The sequence below is a fragment of the Lysinibacillus sp. EB106-09-02-XG168 genome, assembly GCF_058791475.1.
Window position 1 is genome coordinate 1,612,602 of the sequence record NZ_JBYTDN010000003.1, and the last position, 18,898, is coordinate 1,631,499.

Below are 18,898 nucleotides of genomic sequence, written 5' to 3' on the forward strand. Positions count from 1 at the left end.
TTCATTATTCTTCTTTAATACGTAATTGTTGTTTGGCAAACTCTCGGTACATATCATGCGTCTCAAATAAAGTCTCATGTGTGCCACTGCCTGTAATATGTCCTTTCTCTACAAAAAGGATTTGGTCTGCATCTACTACTGTTGAAAGGCGGTGTGCAATGACAAGCGTTGTTCTACCTCGCATTAAATTATCTAATGCTTTTTGAACATAGATTTCCGAGTTGCTATCTAAACTAGATGTTGCTTCATCTAGCATTAATATTTGAGGGTCGCGTAAAAGTGCTCTGGCGATTGAAATTCGTTGTCGTTGACCGCCAGAAAGCTTAATGCCTCGTTCTCCAACTTCTGTATCGAATTGTTCTGGTAGTTCATTAATAAATTGATCGGCATAAGCCATTTTAGCAACTCTTTCAAGCTCTTCATCCTGTACTACTCTGTCAATACCGTAGCAAATATTTTCGCGAATCGTACCTGACAGCAGTGCACTCTCTTGAGCAACATAGCCGATTTGGCTTCTCCAAGAATGTAGGGAGTACGTGTTGATAGGGGTTTCTCCGAGTGTAATATTTCCGTTAGTAGGTTGATAATATCTTTCTAACAGAGAAAATGTTGTAGTTTTTCCTCCACCACTAGGTCCCACGATGGCCGTAACTTTACCAGGTTCAATAGTAAAATTAATATTCGATAAAATCAGTTCTTCTCCATAAGCAAAGTCAACATTTTTTACATAAATCGGCTGATTTACTTTTTCTAATGTTTTTCCTTCGAAAATATGCTCTTCTTCATGCTCAAGTAAAGCACTGATTCGCTCTGTAGCACCCATTGCTTTTTGAAGCTGTGTAAAGAACATCGTTAATTGGGTCATCGGCATAATAATTTGGATTAAATATAAAATAAATGCTACCATGTCGCCAGCTGTAAGTTCTCCTGAAGAAACTCGTACACCACCATAACCAATAATAGCTACAAGGACTGACATTAATACAAACGAAATTAGTGGTGAAATAAGTGCATGGATTCTAGCTTCTTTTAAGCCAAACGTAAAGAGGTTTGTAATTCCTTTTTTGCCACGCTCATATTCAATATTCTCGGCGTTTGAAGCTTTTACTAATCGTGTTTCAGGTAAAACTTGATTGAGCACGGACGTAAATTTTGCCGTCTCATCTTGCATTCCTTTTGAAATGACAAACATACGTCTTCCTAGAAGCATTAAAATTACCATAGCAAGTGGAACAGCAATCAGCATCACTAATGTCATTTTCCAATCTAAGATTAATAGAATGATGATGGAGCCAATAATGGAAATAACACCAGATAAACAGTTTGCAAGGTGTTCGGTAATGAGCTCCTTAACGACAGCTGTGTCATTCGTAACACGACTTAATGTTTCACCTGTATCGTTCTCATCATAATAAGGAATTGGTAAATGAAGAAGCTTTCTCCAAAGTTGATCGCGTAATTTCGCGACAACATGATGTCCAACACGATTTAAATAATAGATGGAAAGTCCACTCGCAATAGCTTGCGCGATAAAAGCAATGCCTAATACAATAATTTGCCAATAATCAAGTGATTCTAATGAAAAGCCATCGACTAATTTTTTTGTAAATAACGGTACGATAAAGCCAACGCCTGTAGTCGCTAAGCTCATAATTAATGAAATAATTAAAAGCCACATTGGTGGCTCAGCCTGTTTGACTAAGCGAACAAAGCGTCGCCAATCCTTCGTTTTAGTAGTATCTTTTAATGTCTCTTGCAACGTTAAAATCCTCCTTAATTTTCATCAACAATAAAATATTAATCTTTTATGTATCTAACTATAGCATGTCTTTATGAACTGAATATGAAATGAGGTGGGATAATAAGGAAAAAAGGTTACTCGAAATTCTGAGTAACCTTTTGTGTGTTCATGATGTACTTATTCAAGAGCATATTAAAACACTCATTTTTTTAAACTATTAACCAGTAAAATCCTCCTTATAGTTACTAAGAAATAAAAGCAATATTCATCCCACATTAACACCCCTTAAATGATAAGGTGTCATTTTATTTGTTGGTGCTTCTGATTACCAATTTTAATCTGAATGAGGATCATGGCAATGACGATGACCAACATCCCAATAATTGCGGCTGTAAAACTGCCTGTATAATCTCGGACAAAACCAACGAAAAATGGGCCAAGTGCGGCAAAAACGAAGCCAACCGATTGAGTCATAGCTGCCAAAATACTTGCTTCCTTAATGTTTTTGGCTTCATCAATTGGTAATGTTAATCCTAATGAGAATAAGCCACCTGCACCTATGCCAATGAAAAGACTACTGAGCCAAGGGTTAACGGAAAATAGTAGCATGGATAGACCGATTAATTCTAACAATGAACAACCCACTAACCATACAGCTCTATGCTGAAAACGATTATTTAAAATCGGTACTAAAAAAGTTGCAGGCATTTGGGCAACCGTTAATAGTGTCAACATCATGCCAGCCTGTTGTTTACTATAGCCCATATCTTCTACTATAGGTGGCAACCAGGCCATGATTGTATAAAACATGAAAGCCATTAAGCCAAAAAAAGCAGTTAATAACCAAGCTTTTTGATCTGTAAAAAGTTTCTTTAAATTATTATCAAAACCTGAAGCGTCTGAGCCAGTGTTAGTGAATGGCTTTTTCTCAATTGGTTTCCACCAAAAGAAAACAGCGATGACAGCTAGAATAGCCCAAGATGCAGCAGAAGTTTGCCATGTATGAAAAAGGGCGCTTAAAGGTAAGGCAAGCCCTGAGCCAAGTGAAGCTCCTACAACTAATGCTAACGAATAAATACCAACAACACGAGAAGGATTCGTGAAATTTTGTTTAATAAAGCCTGATAGTAATGGCCCTGCTATAGCGATGCCAATACCAGCAAGAAAGGCTGTTAGTAGCATCACCCATACAGAGTTGGCAAAAAACCTTGCAGCTGTTGCCAGCCCAATAAGAATAAGTGAGTAAGCAATGGCTCGTTCGATGCTAAAACGATTGGCAAGTTTTATTGCAAATGGTGCAAATAAGCCCATACATAGTACCGCTAGTGATGTTAATAAACTTGCAGTAGCGGCGCTTATTTGTAATGACTCTCGTATGGTTCCTAACAAAGGCGAAACGGAAGTTATCACGGGTCTTAGATTAAGGGAAGCTAAAATAATAGCGATAATTGGTAGAATCGTTCGTTTTACATTCATTCTCTTTCAACTCCATCTATAGCTAATAATAATTACAAATTGAAGTCTATAACAATACAAATGATTGAACAATACTATTATTACTATTATGATGATAGTTACAAACTATGATAGGTAGTGATATATTGGAAATTCGTCATCTTCATTATTTTATGGCTGTTTGTGAGGAGTTACATTTTACAAAAGCAGCTGAAAAACTAGGTATTTCCCAGCCGACTCTAAGTCAACAAATTCGTGTACTTGAAGACGAGGTTGGTATGCCGCTGTTTGATCGGATTGGCAAAAAAATTGTACTCACTGAGGCAGGCTCAATGCTATTAAGTTATGGAACAGAAATATTAGATACATTGCAAAATGTCAAAGACGCCATTAAGGATTTACAGGATATGAAAAGTGGTCATATAAGAATAGGAATTATGCCATCTGATCTAGACTATCGAATTACACAGCTTGTCATCGATTTTCACCAAAAGTTTCCTAAAGTTAAATTAAAGATTATGTCGTCCATCGAAATTGTGCGACAAGTTCTTGAAAATGAAGTTGATATTGGCATTGGCATTAACGTCCTCCCAAACGACCGACTCGTTACGATTCCTTTATGTAGGGAGCAGTACGTGCTAACTGTATCGAAGGAGCATCCAATGGCAAATCGAGAAAGCATAGACATAGTAGAGTTGAAAAATCTACCAGTGATAATGTACCCAGAAGGTTTTTTTGGGCGTGAAATTGTGGAGGACACTGTAAAAAAACATGGTTTTCAATTAAATTCTGTGCTAGAGACATCTTCAGTTACGTCGATTATTAATCTTGTTAAAGCGAATATAGGTGCAACTGTACAGCCCTATCCTTTAATAATAGAGATGAATGATCCTACCTTGCATATCATACACATTCAGGACGACGCACCAAGCCGTAGTTTGTCGATTATTTATCGAGTAGATCGTTATGTAAGTCAAGCAACAAAAGCTTTAATTGAACAAATTGAAGTTTATTTCCAAGGCTAGTCCGAAAGTGGGCTGGCTTTTTCTATTGTTTTAAATAGTGAATGCTCTAGGAAAATGAAAAATAAAATTCAAAAAAGGTGTTCCTTTTTTTGGATAGGTACCATATAATATCCATAAACCGACAGTCGGTCTAATAACATAAACATCTCTTGCTTTTTGTAAAATAGTCACCATGTTGACATTTTAAAAGTCGTTTTGTGTTATTTAGTAAACATGGTGACTAAATAGGGAGGTGTTACATATGGATTTAAATAAATTATTAAAAGAATTGCATTTCATGCAGCAAAGTTATGCGACATTGTTTTCAGTTGTCAAGAAAGTTCAAATAAAAGGAGATGAATATTTAGGGATATTAACTTCGAGACAGCATATGGCTCTTAATGCCATTGCCCATTTATAAGTAGAAAATACAACACTCGTAAATATCGCTAAAAAGCTTGGTACAACTAAGCAGACTGCGAATAAGTTAATAACGAGTCTTGCGAAAAAAGGATATGTCCAAACGATACCAAGTAAATTAGATAAACGATCAATCAATGTTGAGATTACTCCAGAGGGAAAAATAGCATTAATTACTTGTTCGGAGAAGTCTACTTACTTTTTAGCAGATATCTTTAAAGACTTTACAACTGAGGAAATCGAAACATTGTGGAAGCTATTGCAAAAACTTTATCGTTTTGATGGTGAGGAACTAGATGGGTATGAAGAAACGGTAAATATGTAGGTAGAGGAACCAGAACAGATTTCGGACTTCCAAGAGAGATTTTTAACAGAGTTATTAAAAAGACGATATGGAGATGAAGAACGCCATGATTAAAGCAGATACATCTTTTTTTATCCTCAAAAAGCAAAAGATATTGAGCAGAAGTTAAAAGAAAAAGTGTTTCTTATGAAACGTAAAATAAAGAAATCTGCGTATGAGGTAAAGGGGAAATTTTGTCGGAGTTCAAAAATTAGTCGTACTGGAAATTATGTATCCATTATCGTGGGGTTCTTATTGCTAATACCGTCTTGGAGTGCGCAAATTGACTGGCTCATTTGGTTAAGTACTATTAGTATTTTTAGTAATGTCTTTCTTCTTATAATACAAAAATATTTTGCCCTTTCAAAAGGGGCATGAATGTTAAAGAAAGGGGTCTAATGAATGGAATCACAGATTAAAAGAAAAGGCTTTTCAAAAGACTTTAACCTGATGGTGATTGGGCAAATTATTTCTATTTTAGGTTCTGCGCTTTTAAGGTTTGCCTTATCACTTTATGTACTAGATATTACAGGACGCGCAGATCTTTTTGCAGTATTGTTTGCGATATCGAGCGTTCCAATATTACTAGCACCGCTTGGAGGAGCCATTGCTGACAGGTTCAATCGACGCAACATAATGGTGATTTTCGATTTTACGAGTAGCATAATTGTGTTTGTTTTCTTTGCAATGCTAGCATTTGGTAATAGTTCCGTTTTGCTTATTGGTGTTGTGATGGTACTGCTATCCCTTGTTAGTGCTATGTATGCACCTGCAGTGATGGCCAGTATTCCGGTTCTTGTAGAAGAGGAAAAACTTGAGCAAGCTAATGGAATTGTTAATGGTATTCAAGCGTTGTCTAATGTAGCTGCTCCTGTATTAGGTGGAATACTATACGGTTTGATTGGCTTAAAAGTGCTAGTTGTAGTGAGTGGTGTGTTCTTTTTCCTTTCGGCCATATTAGAGATGTTTATTCACATCCCATTCATGCAACGAGAGCAAAACGGTCATATTATTCCGACGCTGGTAAATGATTTGAAAGAGGGCTTTAGTTATGTTGTGAAGCAATCTTTTATCTTCAAATGTATGATTTTAGCGGCATTATTAAATTTATTATTAACACCGCTGTTTGTCGTAGGCGTACCGATTATTCTCCGTGTTACAATGCAAAGTAGTAATACATTGTACGGAGTAGGGATGGGGTTAATCGATTTTGCTACGATCTTAGGAGCTTTATCTATGGGGTACTTTGCAAAAAAAATGGGTATCACTAATTTGTATTGTTGGATTTTCATTACTGCTTTATTGATTGTCCCGATGGCTATAGCGGTTACGCCTATGCTGCTGAATATAGGCTATTATCTATCTTATATTTTATTTGTTTTGAGCGCACTTTTAATCGCCATGATTATGACAATCATCTCCATTTATGTTATTACGCTTGTACAAAAAGAAACACCTAATGAAAACTTAGGGAAGGTCATGGCTATTATCATTGCCGTTTCACAATGTATGGCACCAATTGGGCAAATAGTGTATGGCTTATTATTCGAAGCATTTAGTGTTAAAGTCTACATTCCTACTTTAATGATATGTATTGCCATGGTAGTGATGGCAATTGCCACAAAGAGTATTTTACGATTTGAAAGGAGCGAGGCAGCAAATTGATTCTCGCTATCCACTTTTTCTCTGAGATTTTTAGTATGTGTATAGAAAGTCCTTTACAGGCAAGTTTCTGGCGCAACCATATTTTTGAATAATAATAAGGTGGTTGTTTTCTAATAGATTGTTGCTATTCTATTCTCTATTATTGGGGCATTAATTGGACTTTTTATTATGAAGGAACAAATTGGTATGCCAGCAATGATCGGTTTACTCATGCTAATTGGAATAGTCGTAACGAAGGCTATGGTTTTAGTTGATAAGGTGGAGCAATTTGAAAGATGTGGAATGACCAAGCAAAAAAAAAACTTTAAATGAAGCGGGGATCGTACGTATTCGCCCAATATTGATGACAGCAATTGCAACAATGGATGCATGAATCCCGATGGCTATTTCGAATGAAACTGGGATGATATCAAAGTCTCTTTCTGTTGTTGCTAATGGTGGGCTATCTACTTCTACATTTTTAACGTTATTTATCGTACCTACTCTATAAAAATAAAAAACCACAGGAAATCAAATTTATAAACCTTGATTTCCTGCGGTTTTATTTTATACGATTATTAGTAAAACAATTAGTTTTAGACTTATGTCTCCGTTTTAGAATTCCAGCATTAAAACCATCTTCTCCGATGCCTAGGTGATATTCTTTGTTGTGTTTGGAACTTAGCAGACGAGTGGGTTGGCTGAGGGATACTTTCAATATCAGAAACTTTATGATGTTCTGAGTGTTCTACTTTTGAAAAAATGATATTTTGAGTATTGTTCAAAAATGGTTTAGATAGCTGATTATATTCCACATTGTTTTCTGAATAAGCTGTTTTAGTAGGGCGGGTGATGTTTTGGGCACTAGTTAAGAGAGGAATAGTTTGCGGAATATATTCTATTTCATCTTCTAAATAAGTTGTTTGCGCAGAAGCATGTGCGTATTCTACTATTTCTTCTGTCGGAGTGATGTTTTGAATAGAATTAAGGAGCGGTACAGTGTGCTCATTATTGCCTGTTATAATAGTAGAGTCACCATGATTCTGTTTTGGCGAATGCTCAATTTCATGGTGCTCAATTTCAGTATGTTGCTCTTGCATGGGGGGAACCTCCTTCATGACGAGTATTGGTCGCATCATGTCATGGTCTTCGTGCTCTAGGAAATGGCAATGCCAAATGTAATGACCGACATGATCTTTCCAATGCATAATAATTTTCGTAACCTTCCCAGCTTCCGCTTTTACAGTATCCTTCCAACCTTGCTCATAGATATGCGGATTTTCAGGGGGACCTGTAAATTCCAGTCTGTCTTCTCTTTGATAGAGCTCTATATTGAATGGGCGTCGTTCGAGTATTTTGAATTGAATTAAATGAAGATGGATAGGGTGATCAAACGGTGTAGCATTAATGAAATTCCATATCTCTATACTATCTAGTGTAGGTTTTTCAGTTACAGGGTCATGATACATTCGGTTATTTAATAATAACATAGGTCGACCAAAATCATCTGTCGTGGCGGATAATAGTAAATGTCTTTCAGTATTTGCTTTGTGGTGTTGTAAATCCATTGATACTGCGAGTCTTTCAGGAATTTCACTAGTATCTTCACACTTAAGAGGAAGACACACTTTAAATTGCATGATGACTTTTGTATGTTCATCGAGGAAATCTTCATCAGAATTGATTAACGTTATATCCTGACCCTCAAATTTTGAAAAATCAACGATAACATCTGTTCGTTCTGCCGGCAATAACTCAACAGAGTGAATTTCTTGAGGAGCTGTTAAAAACCCTCCATCTGTTCCGATTTGTATCATAGGCTCATCATTTGAAAGGCTAATGACATAACCTCTTCTATTAGAACCGTTGAGAAAACGAAATCTATATTTACGAGGTTCGACATTTAAATATGGCCAGACCTTCCCATTTACAACGATGGTATTACCAACAAAGCCAGGTGTAATAGATGGATGAACAGGAACTGGGAATGGTGGTTCATCAGGATAGAAAAGTGAGCCATCTTCATTAAACGATTTATCTTGTATTAAGATGGGATACTCATAGTCACCACAAGGTAGGTTAATACGCTCTTCAAGTGTATCCCGTAGTAAATAAAAACCTGCTAAACCCGCATACACATTTAAACGGGTGAGCGCCATTGCGTGATCATGATACCACAGTGTTGTGCCGGGTTGATGATTGGTATATTCATGTATTTCTTTTCTAAAATTTGGACCTGTTTGTGCATATTCACGTGTATACCATGCCTCGGGATGACCGTCACTCTCCCAATCTACATTTGCGCCATGTAAATGTGTAACAGTTCTTACTTCTTGTGAATCGTTTGCCGTATGAAGTGTAAAATCGATTGGTAAAAAGTGTTCTGAGGGCAATTTGTTTTGATAGCGAACATAAATACTTTTGTCTTTTTTGGCTTCAATAGTTGGTCCGGGATAAAGCCCGTTATAGCCCCATATAATTGATTTTGGGAAATCTCTGTGGAAACAATGCTCTGCTTGCATCATTTTAAGTTCATAATAATCTTTTCTTTGTGGCCCCTTATAGTATTTTGGTTTAGCGGTAACTGGTTTTGGCAGCTCATCCACAAATTTTAGTATTGTTGCTGGATCTGTTGGATTGACTTCTTTAGTCAAAACATCACGTCCCTTTTTTTATTCTTAAAATTGCTAATTACCTCATCATATGGGTAAAAATAATGGGCGCCTAGGACAATAATGGAGATAATGTACGAATATAAAAATACAAATATTTAAGCATCTACAGGAGTGCGATATTCCAAGCAAACAAGGGTGTTTGAGCAAGAAAAAAACATTTCAATAAAAAAATCCAGTTGAGCAAGTACATTGATTTCTGTTAGGCACTAAAAATGATGGTCATGGTGTTTAGGGAAAACTTTAATGCCTAATTGCGATGGTGAATAGGAATTTTTACATGAAAAAGGTTACCTTTTTTTAAGGCTGAACGAAAAAGAGAAAAATTGCTACCCGAATCATTTGAAAACGGTATGTTATCAACGTACAATATATGAAATTAAGAAACACGACAGCACAAAATTGTTGTATAATGTTGTGGTATGAGGAAAGAAAGCAGGTTGACAAAAATGGAAAGCAAAATGAATGTATACGCAGTTATAAACATGCAAAAGCATCAGGCATTCGTGTTAAAGAATAAGCTAGATGTGAAACATAAGGTGAATATATGAAAAACTGGTTGATTTTCATTTCTGTCTTTATGGTTTCGTTGTCACTTGTCATTAGTATTTTAGTACTCTGGAAAGCCGAGGCTCCATTCGATTCAATTGAAGAACAGGCTGAACAGTTGGCACTTGATGCCAAAGCCCTCGCAATTGTCTCGGAGTCCTACACATATAATGGCAAACATTCGTATGTCACTGTGTTCGGGGTAGATGAATATGGTGATAAAAAAGCTGTCTTTGTTCCAACGAATCTAAAAGCTGATTCGATTAAGGATGTATATTTAAAAGATGGTATTACGGAAAAGGAAGCATTATCGGTTTTAAAAAAGGAAGGAAATGTACAAAAAGTCCTCAATGTGAAATTAGGCTATGAGGAGCCAGGTGCTGTTTGGGAAATTTCATACCTAAACGATCAGGATAAGCTCAACTATGTCTATATTATGTTTAAGGACGGCGACTGGTGGAAGCGCATTACGAATTTATAAGAGGAGTAGATCCCGTATGAAAAATTTATTAGCAAACCGTGTAAAAACTTTAACACCATCTTCAACTTTAGCCATTACTGCTAAAGCGAAGGAGTTAAAAGAGCAAGGTATTGATGTTATTGGCCTAGGCGCTGGTGAACCAGACTTCAACACGCCGCAAAATATTTTAAATGCTGCCATTGACTCGATGGAAAAAGGCTTAACAAAATATACACCTGCTGGCGGTCTTCCGGTACTAAAGAAAGCTATTATCGATAAACTTCAACGCGACAACAATCTTACATACAAGCCGAATGAAGTAATTGTAGGTGTTGGGGCAAAACATATTCTTTACACTTTATTCCAAGTTATTTTAAACGAGGGCGATGAAGTTATTATTCCGATTCCTTATTGGGTATCTTATCCAGAGCAAGTTAAATTAGCAGGCGGTGTACCAGTTTATGTGGAAGGCACACGTGAGCAAGGCTATAAAATTACTGCTGATCAATTAAGAGCTGCTGTGACAGATAAAACAAAAGCAGTGATTATAAATTCTCCTAGCAATCCAACAGGTATGATTTATTCCCGCGAAGAGCTAGCTGAAATTGCTGCAGTTGCAGAAGAAAAAGATATTTTAATCGTGTCAGATGAAATTTATGAAAAGCTTGTATACAATGGTATTGAGCATTTTTCAATTGCACAGCTATCTGATGCAGTGAAAGCACGTACAATCGTTGTAAATGGTGTTGCCAAATCTCACTCTATGACAGGCTGGCGTATCGGGTATGCTGCAGGGGATGCGGACATTATTAAACCAATGACTGACCTTGCATCACACTCTACTTCGAATGCAACAACAACTGCACAATATGCAACAGTGGAAGCTTATAATGGATCACAAGACGCTGTAGAAGAAATGCGTCAAGCATTCGAAGCACGTCTTGAAAAAATCTATCCACAGTTAAGTGCAATTCCTGGCTTCAACGTATTAAAACCACAAGGTGCATTCTACTTATTACCAGATGTAGCCGAAGCTATGGCTCATACTGGCTATGATTCTGTAGATGCATTCGCTGCGGATATATTAACAGAAGCGAACGTAGCAGTGATCCCAGGTTCTGGCTTTGGTGCACCAACTACAATGCGATTATCTTATGCTACATCTTTAGACTTATTAGAAGAGGCAGTCCGTCGAATTGATACATTTGTAAAATCAAAATGGCAAGACTAATCCTTTTAACCAATTTTGGAGGATTTCTATGAAAAAAATTATGATTCAAGATATGCCAAAGCATATCGGCGAAACAATCAAGCTAGGTGCTTGGTTATCTAACAAACGTTCAAGTGGTAAAATTGCCTTTTTACAATTACGTGATGGTTCTGGCTTTGTACAGGGCGTTGTTGTAAAAGAAGAAGTAGGCGAAGAAATTTTTGCAATTGCAAAAGGTATGTCTCAAGAAACTTCTATGTACATTACAGGTGAGGTTAAAGCAGATGAGCGTTCAAGCTTTGGTTGTGAGCTTGTTGTAACTGGTATTGAAGTGCTACATGCTGCAACTGATTTTCCGATTACGCCAAAAGAGCACGGTCCTGAGTTTTTAATGGATAACCGTCACTTATGGTTACGTTCTCGTAAGCAACATGCGATCATGAAAATCCGTAATGAAATTATTCGCGCAACTTATGAGTTCCTTAACAACAAAGGCTTTACAAAAATGGATCCACCAATTTTAACTGGTTCAGCACCTGAAGGTACTTCTGAGCTATTCCATACAAAATATTTTGATGAAGATGCATTCCTTTCTCAATCTGGTCAGCTTTACTTGGAAGCGGCTGCGATGGCTTTAGGTAAAGTATTCTCATTCGGTCCAACATTCCGTGCTGAAAAATCTAAAACACGCCGTCACTTAATCGAGTTTTGGATGATTGAGCTGGAAATGGCGTTTGCTGAATTTGAAGAAAACTTAGAAGTACAAGAACAATACGTGGAGCATATTGTGCAATCCGTTCTGGCAAATTGCAAATTAGATTTAGAGCGACTTGGTCGTGATACATCTAAACTTGAAAATATTAAAGCGCCATTCCCGCGTATTTCTTATGACGATGCTATAAAATTATTGCATGAACAAGGATTTGATGATATTAAATGGGGCGATGATTTCGGTGCACCACATGAAACGGCAATTGCTAATTCATTTGACAAACCTGTATTCATTACTTGCTACCCAGTAGGCATTAAACCATTCTACATGCAACCACATCCTGACCGAGATGATGTAGTATTATGTGCAGATTTAATTGCACCTGAAGGTTATGGTGAAATCATTGGTGGTTCTGAGCGTATCCATGACTTTGATTTATTACAATCTCGTCTTGAAGAACATCATTTATCTTTAGACGCTTATGCATGGTATTTAGAGTTACGTAAACAAGGTTCTGTACCACATTCAGGCTTCGGTCTAGGATTAGAACGTACAGTAGCATGGATTTCTGGCACTGAGCACATTCGTGAAACAATCCCATTCCCACGTTTACTAAACCGCTTATATCCATAAGTTATAACTAGTTTGTTTTAGGTTTTGAAGTGTAAAATTAAAAAAAGTCGCGTAGTGATATGTCTACGCGGCTTTTCTACTTACGATGGAAAAGGAGTCAAGTATCATATGAGCGCAAATAATAATCGACTCCGTACATGGACTGAGCAGAGAATGATTCAAATTCCTCAGCTTTTTTTTCAGTTTTATAAGGAGTTAAAAATTGAGGATGATGAGGCATTGATTGTTATGCATTTACTTGCATTCTACACGGAGGGTAATGATTTTCCAACGCCTAATGATCTAATGAATCGTCTAACAATGCCTAGCAGTGATATTACTTCACATCTACAGCGATTAATGCAAAAGGGTTTCCTTGAAATAACAAGTGACGTCGACGCAAATGGCAAACTATATGAAAAATACTCGGTATATCCACTTTGGGAGCGCATTATGCAGATTATTGAAATGAAGGAACAGCAAAAATCAGCAGCATCACTCCGACAAGAAGAGGGTGAGATTTTCCGATTATTTGAAGAGGAAATGGGACGTCTTTTATCTCCTTTAGAACTAGAAAAAATAGGGTCTTGGTTAGATGACGATAAGCATAGTCCCGCGCTTATTAAAGAGGCGTTGAAAGAGGCTGTATTTGCTGGCAAACTAAGTATTCGTTATATTGATCGAATACTACTGGAGTGGAAGAAGAAAAATATTACGACACCACAGGCTGCGCAGAAACAAAGCGAGCAGTTCCGTGAAAAGCAAACATTTAACAGACCGTCAGTTCGTACAATGCAGCAAGAACCGCAGTCGACAAATAAAGTACCATTTTATAATTGGTTAGAAGAAAGAGAATAGGGGGGCTTCCGACATGTTAACAAAAAAACAATGGGAACATTGTTTAGCGGAAATGGATCGTATGTTCCCTGATGCACATTGTGAGCTGGTGCATGACAATCCGTTTGAACTTACTATTGCCACGCTATTATCTGCACAGTGTACGGATGTACTTGTAAACAAAGTTACGAAAACATTGTTTCAAAAATATAAAAAGCCTGAAGATTATTTAGCTGTATCTTTAGAGGAGCTGCAACAGGATATTCGCTCCATCGGCTTGTATCGAAATAAGGCGAAGAACATTCAAGCATTATGTCAACGACTATTAGAGGAATACGGGGGAGAAATACCAGCAAGTCGTGAAGCACTAGTTACGTTACCGGGTGTTGGTCGTAAGACGGCTAATGTCGTGTTGTCTGTAGCTTTTGATATTCCTGCACTTGCAGTGGATACACATGTAGAGCGCGTGTCTAAAAGATTAGGGCTTTGTCGCTGGAAGGATTCAGTATTAGAAGTAGAAGAAACAATTATGAAAAAAACACCGATGGACAAGTGGTCGAAAACACATCATCAGCTAATTTTCTTCGGTCGTTACCATTGTAAGGCTCAAAATCCTGGCTGTCATACATGCCCTTTATTTGATGATTGTAGAGAAGGGCAAAAGCGTTTGAAAAAAGGGCTGGTGAAGGAATCGTGAATGTAGAGGCAATCGCAAAAGAAATAATAGATGCTTGGTTTGCAGAATGGATGGAATTTGAAGCCAATATCCATGCGGCACATGATGCAAGGAATGGTGAAGCAAAAGGATTGATGGAAGAGGCCATTGTATTATTTGAGCGTTTAGTGCAGGAAGCAGGGGATGAAGTATTACCCATAAACGGTGTGGAACGACTAAACTTTATAAAAGCAAAGCCTAGCCAATATGCTTGTTATCGTCAGCTTGATGAATTATTTAAGGAAACAAAAAAACGAGCTGCGCGACTACGTTTGCAAGCTACAAAAAAGTAATACAGATCGATAATCTCAGGAATCAAAAAAAGTAGAGTAGCGTTAAGCTACTCTACTTTTTTTATTCAGTACTACCGGTACCATCATCCGGAGCGGTTGGGTCAGTTGGCGTTGTTGGTGGCTGGCTACCATTATTGTTGCCATTGTTACCTGGCGCGGTGCCGCCATTTCCTGCATTGCCGTTGTTACCATTGTCACCTGCATTACCGTTGCCATTTCCATTACCGTTGCCGTTGTTACCATTGTTATCATTTCCGTTACCATTGTGGTTACCGTTGCCCTCGGTATTGCCATTTTCGTCCGGTTCCGTTGGTTCCTCAACATCAGGTTCCTCAGGAGTATCTGGCTCTTTATCTTCTTCAGCCGTACCTGTTACTTGGAAAGTAGTTTTCCCTGGTTTACTGCGTGTACCATCTACAACTGCTACGACAGAAATCGTGTAGTTGCCATCTTCTAATTTGTTGCTAACAGTTAAACCTTTGCTATCCGTTGTACCAAGAGGAATAGTCTCTCCACCTTCTTTTTTAGCGGATACTTCGAAGGTTGTTGGGAGCGGTTCATTTGAATCCGGATTAAGCATTGCATCATGCTCCCAAGAAATATTAATAGATTGACCTTCTAAATCTAGGCTTGCACTTACATTGTAAGGTGTAGAAAGCTCTGGTGCAGCGTATTCATTTGAAACTTCATTAGGCTCTGAGCCACGTACAAAAAGTTCTGTTCGACGTAACTCATTCGGAGTAAAACTACTTGCTAATTTAAGTGGCTTTGATCCTACTTCAATTGTAGCTTCAACAACTGAATTTGGCTTTTTGAAACGTGGTGTTTCACCGTTCTTCGAAATATCTTGCATAATTTGTTTAAATAAAGTTTGTGGTAAACGACGCTCATCCCAAGTTGTAATTGGATCAAAGTGTTCTTCATAACCACTCCAAATAGCGATTGAATAGTTTGTAGTGTACCCAGCAAACCATGCATCCGGTACACTTGTATCCGGTAATTTATGCTTGCTAAAATCAGCAGCTGCGTAGTTTGTTGTACCTGTTTTACCTGCGATATCTAATCCAGGTACATTGGCGTAAGTACCTGATGCATCTGGCTTATTGCCGACAACATCACGTAACATATCTGTCACCATATAAGCTGTATAATCGCTCATTGCTACATTAGACTCAGGTGTGTAGTCTTTTGTTGTTTTACCGTCACGGTAAACGATTTTTGTAATTGAATAAGGATCAGTGTAAACACCATTATTTCCAAATGCTGCAAAGGAAGCAGCCATTTGCGTAGGAGACATCGTAATATCCCCACCACCGATCGCATCAGATTCATAAATATTTTTAGCATTAATACCTAAACGACCAATAAATTCTTTTGCTTTATCAATACCAACTTCTTGTAATGCTTTAACAGCTGGAACGTTACGTGAAGCATATAAAGCTTTACGTGCTGTTATGGCACCCATATATTTATTATCCCAGTTTGTAATTGTTTGACGCGTATTAGTGTAGGTCATTGGTTCGTCCACAAGTGTTTGACCTGTCGACCATTTTAAATTTTCGATTGCTGGACCATAATCTATTAATGGTTTCATTGTTGAGCCGGGTTGATGATGTAAGTCATATGCATAGTTCCAACCACGTTCAGCCCCATATTTGCGTCCGCCACCGATTGCTTGAATTTGACCAGTTTTTGTATCAACGACAGAAATACCCGATTGGATTTTTTCTGTTGGGAAGTTACTGTCATCATTCATAATGTTTTCAACAATTTGCTGAGCATCCGGATCAAGTGTTGTGTAAACTTTAATACCTTCTGCCATTGCACTACCATCACCGTTATCCTCTAGTTCATTAATAACGACATCAAGGAAGGCATCGTATTTAGAGCCAGCAAATTTTTGGCGTGTCGCATCGTCAGCTAGACCAGCCTGAACGTTTACTTTCTTTGCTTCTTCCATCTCGGCTTTTGTAATTTTTTTATGTTGATACATTAATCCAAGAACGGTATTACGGCGTTTTTCCGCAAGTTCAGGGTTTTTTAATGGATTGTAAGCATTTGGGCGCTGTACTAAACCTGCAAGTAATGCTTCTTCAGCTAAATCTAAATCTTTTAGTTCTTTCCCATAGAAATATTGGGCTGCTGTTCCGAAGCCATAAACACGACCTGACATAAGCATTTTGTTAAAGTACATTTCAAAAATTTCTTCTTTTGAATATTTACGTTCTAATTGGTAGGCTAGCCAAGCTTCTTGTGCTTTACGTTTTAATTTTTTCTCATTTTGTAAAAATGAGTTTTTAACAACTTGCTGTGTTAATGTAGAGGCCCCTTGTGCCCCGAAGCCATCACGGAAGTTAGCGAGTATTGCTCCGCCAAGGCGATAAAAATCCATACCACCGTGTTCGAAAAAGCGTACATCTTCCGTTGCAAGGATTGCGTTAACCATATCCTTAGGTATATCTTCATATTTTACATATTTACGGTTTTCTGCACCAATTGTGGCAAATAATTCACCGTTTTTATCATAGAACTCAGAAGAAACGGGGTCCTTCAGTAAGTTTTCATCTAATTCAGGTGCGGTACTTGCGTAATAGGCGAATAACCCAGCACCACCTATAAAACATGCAGCCATAATTGCTACAAGTGTTAGCGTAATGCGCTTAAACCATTTTTTCTTCGATGGTTTCGGAGCGCTTTTTTTATTTTTTTGAGCGAGAGCTTTTTGATGCTCACCGCGTGTTGGACGACGTTCAGTCATTCTACTATCTCCTCACTTTCAGAACCATGACTTTGTGCTTCAATGAGCTGTTGGATAATCGGTAAATAATCGATACGTGGATAATAGCTTGTAGGAATTTCAAAAGCTTCCTTTTCTATAATTGAAAAGGGAATCGATTTACGTTCACCGTTTTCCATCGCTAGCCAGGCCTTTTGTAAAACATCGTATGGCACGATAAAATATCGTTCAAAAGCCGAGAAACGAACGATAATAAAGGCCACACCATTTTGTTCCGTCACTTGCTGCATATGTGTCATTTGATGTAAGTGAATATTCTTTAGGGGAAAACTGGTCTTTGAAGCTGTTTCCTTTGCATCAAAATCAATATAACGCCCGTTCCAAACACCGTTGTAATCTGTTGTTGACGGTGTTCGAAAATAAGCCTCACGAATAACTGCAGCACTTCGTGATGGGTACTCTACTTTGACGATTTGCACGGGAACAGGTTTCTTATGAATGATAGCAAGTCGTCTTTTTACATAATAATCGTTTGCTTCATCAATTTCATCTTCTAGTGTTTTACCTCGATTACTAAAAGAAAAATCTTTTTCTTTCCCCTTTTTTACCGTTTTTTGAACAGTAGGAATGGGGGAATACAATTTCCCATTCGGATAACGAATTGTCATTTAGTTCACCCTCTATAATACTGCTATTATACAATAGTTTACCACGATTAAGTAGCAGTTCTCTACTTCCATTAATAGTATGATTGACGCTAGATTTTTTATAGTTAAATTTACCCGCAGATGATCAATCTTTGGGCAATTTTCGCCTCTTAAAGTCGAATAATAGCATGTAATTTAATTAGCTCTTTCACGCGAATCGTCAAAATAACTGATGGGATTTTCAAGACGTTTTATAGAAAATACGGTATCCCACGCTAGCTTCTCTACTTGATTCCAAGTGTCAAGACAAGGGAGTTTAATAGACTAGTTCAACTAAATTTTATCGAAATACTTCTTCTTTCAGCTAACTTACGCTTATTTTGTCACGCATGAAGGTAATTTTATACATACGAGGAATACATAAAATAAAGCAAAGGAGGCGTTATTTTGAACAAGTTAAAACAATTAGTTGCGCAGTTGGATCTGGTCAATCAATTACTGTTAACAAGAGTGTCTTTGGAAAACAATGCACAGAGTATGCATTTTTTTGAACAGCTTAAATCTGTTAGCCAGAAAGTAAGCTTAGCAGAAAAGAACTGGCAAGTAAAGAATGCTTGTTCGCCTATTAGTAGTGAAAAATGATAGACTTTGGTACACTTATCTCATATGCAGTGTACCTAACTCAATATGAGCATTTTTCATACAGTATTTGTCACTTAGAGTGATATGTTTGATTAGACATTTACTGAAACAGGGGACTCCTTGGTCAAAGATGTGAGTGGGACGAGGGCTAAAAAGCATACGTTTTGTGATAAAGGCTTCGGGACTGTGGAACGAAAATCAATCC

15 protein-coding genes and 1 pseudogene are annotated in these 18,898 nt (G+C 37.6%); 11 read left to right on the forward strand and 5 right to left on the reverse strand.

Translation table 11 applies throughout. The features are described 5' to 3' along the window. Positions 1-4: 4 nt before the first annotated feature. Both AC3WSO_RS08585 and AC3WSO_RS08590 read right to left on the reverse strand, forming a co-directional pair. On the reverse strand, positions 5-1,759 hold the full coding sequence (locus AC3WSO_RS08585) for an ABC transporter ATP-binding protein (RefSeq protein ID WP_492530222.1): 1,755 nt from the start codon (positions 1,757-1,759) through the stop codon (positions 5-7). Positions 1,760-2,041: 282 nt separating this feature from the next. Then, positions 2,042-3,217, reverse strand: a complete 1,176-nt coding sequence (locus AC3WSO_RS08590) for an MFS transporter (RefSeq protein ID WP_492530223.1) — start codon at positions 3,215-3,217, stop codon at positions 2,042-2,044. A gap of 125 nt (positions 3,218-3,342) precedes the next feature. On the opposite strand from AC3WSO_RS08590, the gene AC3WSO_RS08595 reads away from it, so the two are divergent. The 4 genes and pseudogenes from AC3WSO_RS08595 to AC3WSO_RS08610 all read left to right on the forward strand — a co-directional run bounded on the left by AC3WSO_RS08595 (position 3,343) and on the right by AC3WSO_RS08610 (position 6,940). Then, complete coding sequence (locus AC3WSO_RS08595) at positions 3,343-4,221, forward strand: LysR family transcriptional regulator (RefSeq protein ID WP_492530224.1); 879 nt, start codon at positions 3,343-3,345, stop codon at positions 4,219-4,221. Between the two features lie 241 nt (positions 4,222-4,462). Next, a pseudogene (locus tag AC3WSO_RS08600) lies at positions 4,463-5,038 on the forward strand (MarR family winged helix-turn-helix transcriptional regulator). 327 nt (positions 5,039-5,365) lie between these two features. After that, complete coding sequence (locus AC3WSO_RS08605; protein ID WP_492530225.1) at positions 5,366-6,628, forward strand: MFS transporter; 1,263 nt, start codon at positions 5,366-5,368, stop codon at positions 6,626-6,628. 168 nt (positions 6,629-6,796) lie between these two features. Further along, positions 6,797-6,940 carry a hypothetical protein gene (locus AC3WSO_RS08610; protein WP_492530226.1) on the forward strand — a complete coding sequence of 48 codons (144 nt, stop codon included), beginning with the start codon at positions 6,797-6,799 and terminating at the stop codon, positions 6,938-6,940. 296 nt (positions 6,941-7,236) lie between these two features. On the opposite strand, the gene AC3WSO_RS08615 is transcribed toward AC3WSO_RS08610, so the two are convergent. Then, positions 7,237-9,261, reverse strand: a complete 2,025-nt coding sequence (locus tag AC3WSO_RS08615) for a multicopper oxidase family protein (protein ID WP_492530227.1) — start codon at positions 9,259-9,261, stop codon at positions 7,237-7,239. A gap of 565 nt (positions 9,262-9,826) precedes the next feature. On the opposite strand from AC3WSO_RS08615, the gene AC3WSO_RS08620 reads away from it, so the two are divergent. The 6 genes from AC3WSO_RS08620 (at position 9,827) to AC3WSO_RS08645 (ending at position 14,667) form a co-directional block, all read left to right on the forward strand. Next, positions 9,827-10,309: a cell wall elongation regulator TseB-like domain-containing protein gene (locus AC3WSO_RS08620; RefSeq protein WP_492530228.1), complete on the forward strand. Its 483-nt coding sequence runs from the start codon at positions 9,827-9,829 to the stop codon at positions 10,307-10,309. A 16-nt stretch (positions 10,310-10,325) separates the two neighbouring features. After that, positions 10,326-11,519, forward strand: a complete 1,194-nt coding sequence (locus tag AC3WSO_RS08625) for a pyridoxal phosphate-dependent aminotransferase (protein WP_349660761.1) — start codon at positions 10,326-10,328, stop codon at positions 11,517-11,519. 28 nt (positions 11,520-11,547) lie between these two features. Beyond that, positions 11,548-12,843 (forward strand): asparagine--tRNA ligase, encoded by a 1,296-nt coding sequence (asnS, locus tag AC3WSO_RS08630; protein WP_079559994.1) that lies wholly within the window; start codon positions 11,548-11,550, stop codon positions 12,841-12,843. A gap of 108 nt (positions 12,844-12,951) precedes the next feature. Then, a complete protein-coding gene (locus tag AC3WSO_RS08635) occupies positions 12,952-13,680 on the forward strand; it encodes a DnaD domain-containing protein (protein ID WP_492530229.1) in 729 nt (242 codons plus the stop codon). A 13-nt stretch (positions 13,681-13,693) separates the two neighbouring features. Next, positions 13,694-14,356 (forward strand): endonuclease III, encoded by a 663-nt coding sequence (nth, locus tag AC3WSO_RS08640; protein ID WP_427487740.1) that lies wholly within the window; start codon positions 13,694-13,696, stop codon positions 14,354-14,356. Beyond that, entirely contained in the window at positions 14,353-14,667 is a 315-nt protein-coding gene (locus AC3WSO_RS08645) for a YpoC family protein (RefSeq protein ID WP_492530230.1), read from the forward strand. The genes nth and AC3WSO_RS08645 overlap by 4 nt, the downstream gene beginning before the upstream one ends. A 61-nt stretch (positions 14,668-14,728) precedes the next feature. Here AC3WSO_RS08645 and AC3WSO_RS08650 read toward each other — a convergent pair whose 3' ends face one another. Together AC3WSO_RS08650 and recU are read right to left on the reverse strand one after the other, a co-directional pair. Beyond that, positions 14,729-17,425 carry a PBP1A family penicillin-binding protein gene (locus tag AC3WSO_RS08650; protein ID WP_492530231.1) on the reverse strand — a complete coding sequence of 899 codons (2,697 nt, stop codon included), beginning with the start codon at positions 17,423-17,425 and terminating at the stop codon, positions 14,729-14,731. After that, complete coding sequence (gene recU, locus AC3WSO_RS08655) at positions 17,422-18,072, reverse strand: Holliday junction resolvase RecU (protein WP_492530232.1); 651 nt, start codon at positions 18,070-18,072, stop codon at positions 17,422-17,424. Before recU ends, AC3WSO_RS08650 begins: the two co-directional genes overlap by 4 nt. A 426-nt stretch (positions 18,073-18,498) precedes the next feature. Between recU and AC3WSO_RS08660 the strand changes: the two genes are divergently transcribed. Beyond that, positions 18,499-18,693 (forward strand): endonuclease, encoded by a 195-nt coding sequence (locus AC3WSO_RS08660; RefSeq protein WP_079560000.1) that lies wholly within the window; start codon positions 18,499-18,501, stop codon positions 18,691-18,693. Positions 18,694-18,898 lie beyond the last annotated feature (205 nt).

Coding starts and splice junctions, on each gene's coding strand:
- AC3WSO_RS08590 (WP_492530223.1), bottom strand. CDS start 3,217: ATGAATGTAAAACGAACGATTCTACCAATTATCGCTATTATTTTAGCT.
- AC3WSO_RS08605 (WP_492530225.1), top strand. CDS start 5,366: ATGGAATCACAGATTAAAAGAAAAGGCTTTTCAAAAGACTTTAACCTG.
- AC3WSO_RS08610 (WP_492530226.1), top strand. CDS start 6,797: ATGAAGGAACAAATTGGTATGCCAGCAATGATCGGTTTACTCATGCTA.
- AC3WSO_RS08620 (WP_492530228.1), top strand. CDS start 9,827: ATGAAAAACTGGTTGATTTTCATTTCTGTCTTTATGGTTTCGTTGTCA.
- AC3WSO_RS08625 (WP_349660761.1), top strand. CDS start 10,326: ATGAAAAATTTATTAGCAAACCGTGTAAAAACTTTAACACCATCTTCA.
- asnS (WP_079559994.1), top strand. CDS start 11,548: ATGAAAAAAATTATGATTCAAGATATGCCAAAGCATATCGGCGAAACA.
- AC3WSO_RS08635 (WP_492530229.1), top strand. CDS start 12,952: ATGAGCGCAAATAATAATCGACTCCGTACATGGACTGAGCAGAGAATG.
- nth (WP_427487740.1), top strand. CDS start 13,694: ATGTTAACAAAAAAACAATGGGAACATTGTTTAGCGGAAATGGATCGT.
- AC3WSO_RS08650 (WP_492530231.1), bottom strand. CDS start 17,425: ATGACTGAACGTCGTCCAACACGCGGTGAGCATCAAAAAGCTCTCGCT.
- recU (WP_492530232.1), bottom strand. CDS start 18,072: ATGACAATTCGTTATCCGAATGGGAAATTGTATTCCCCCATTCCTACT.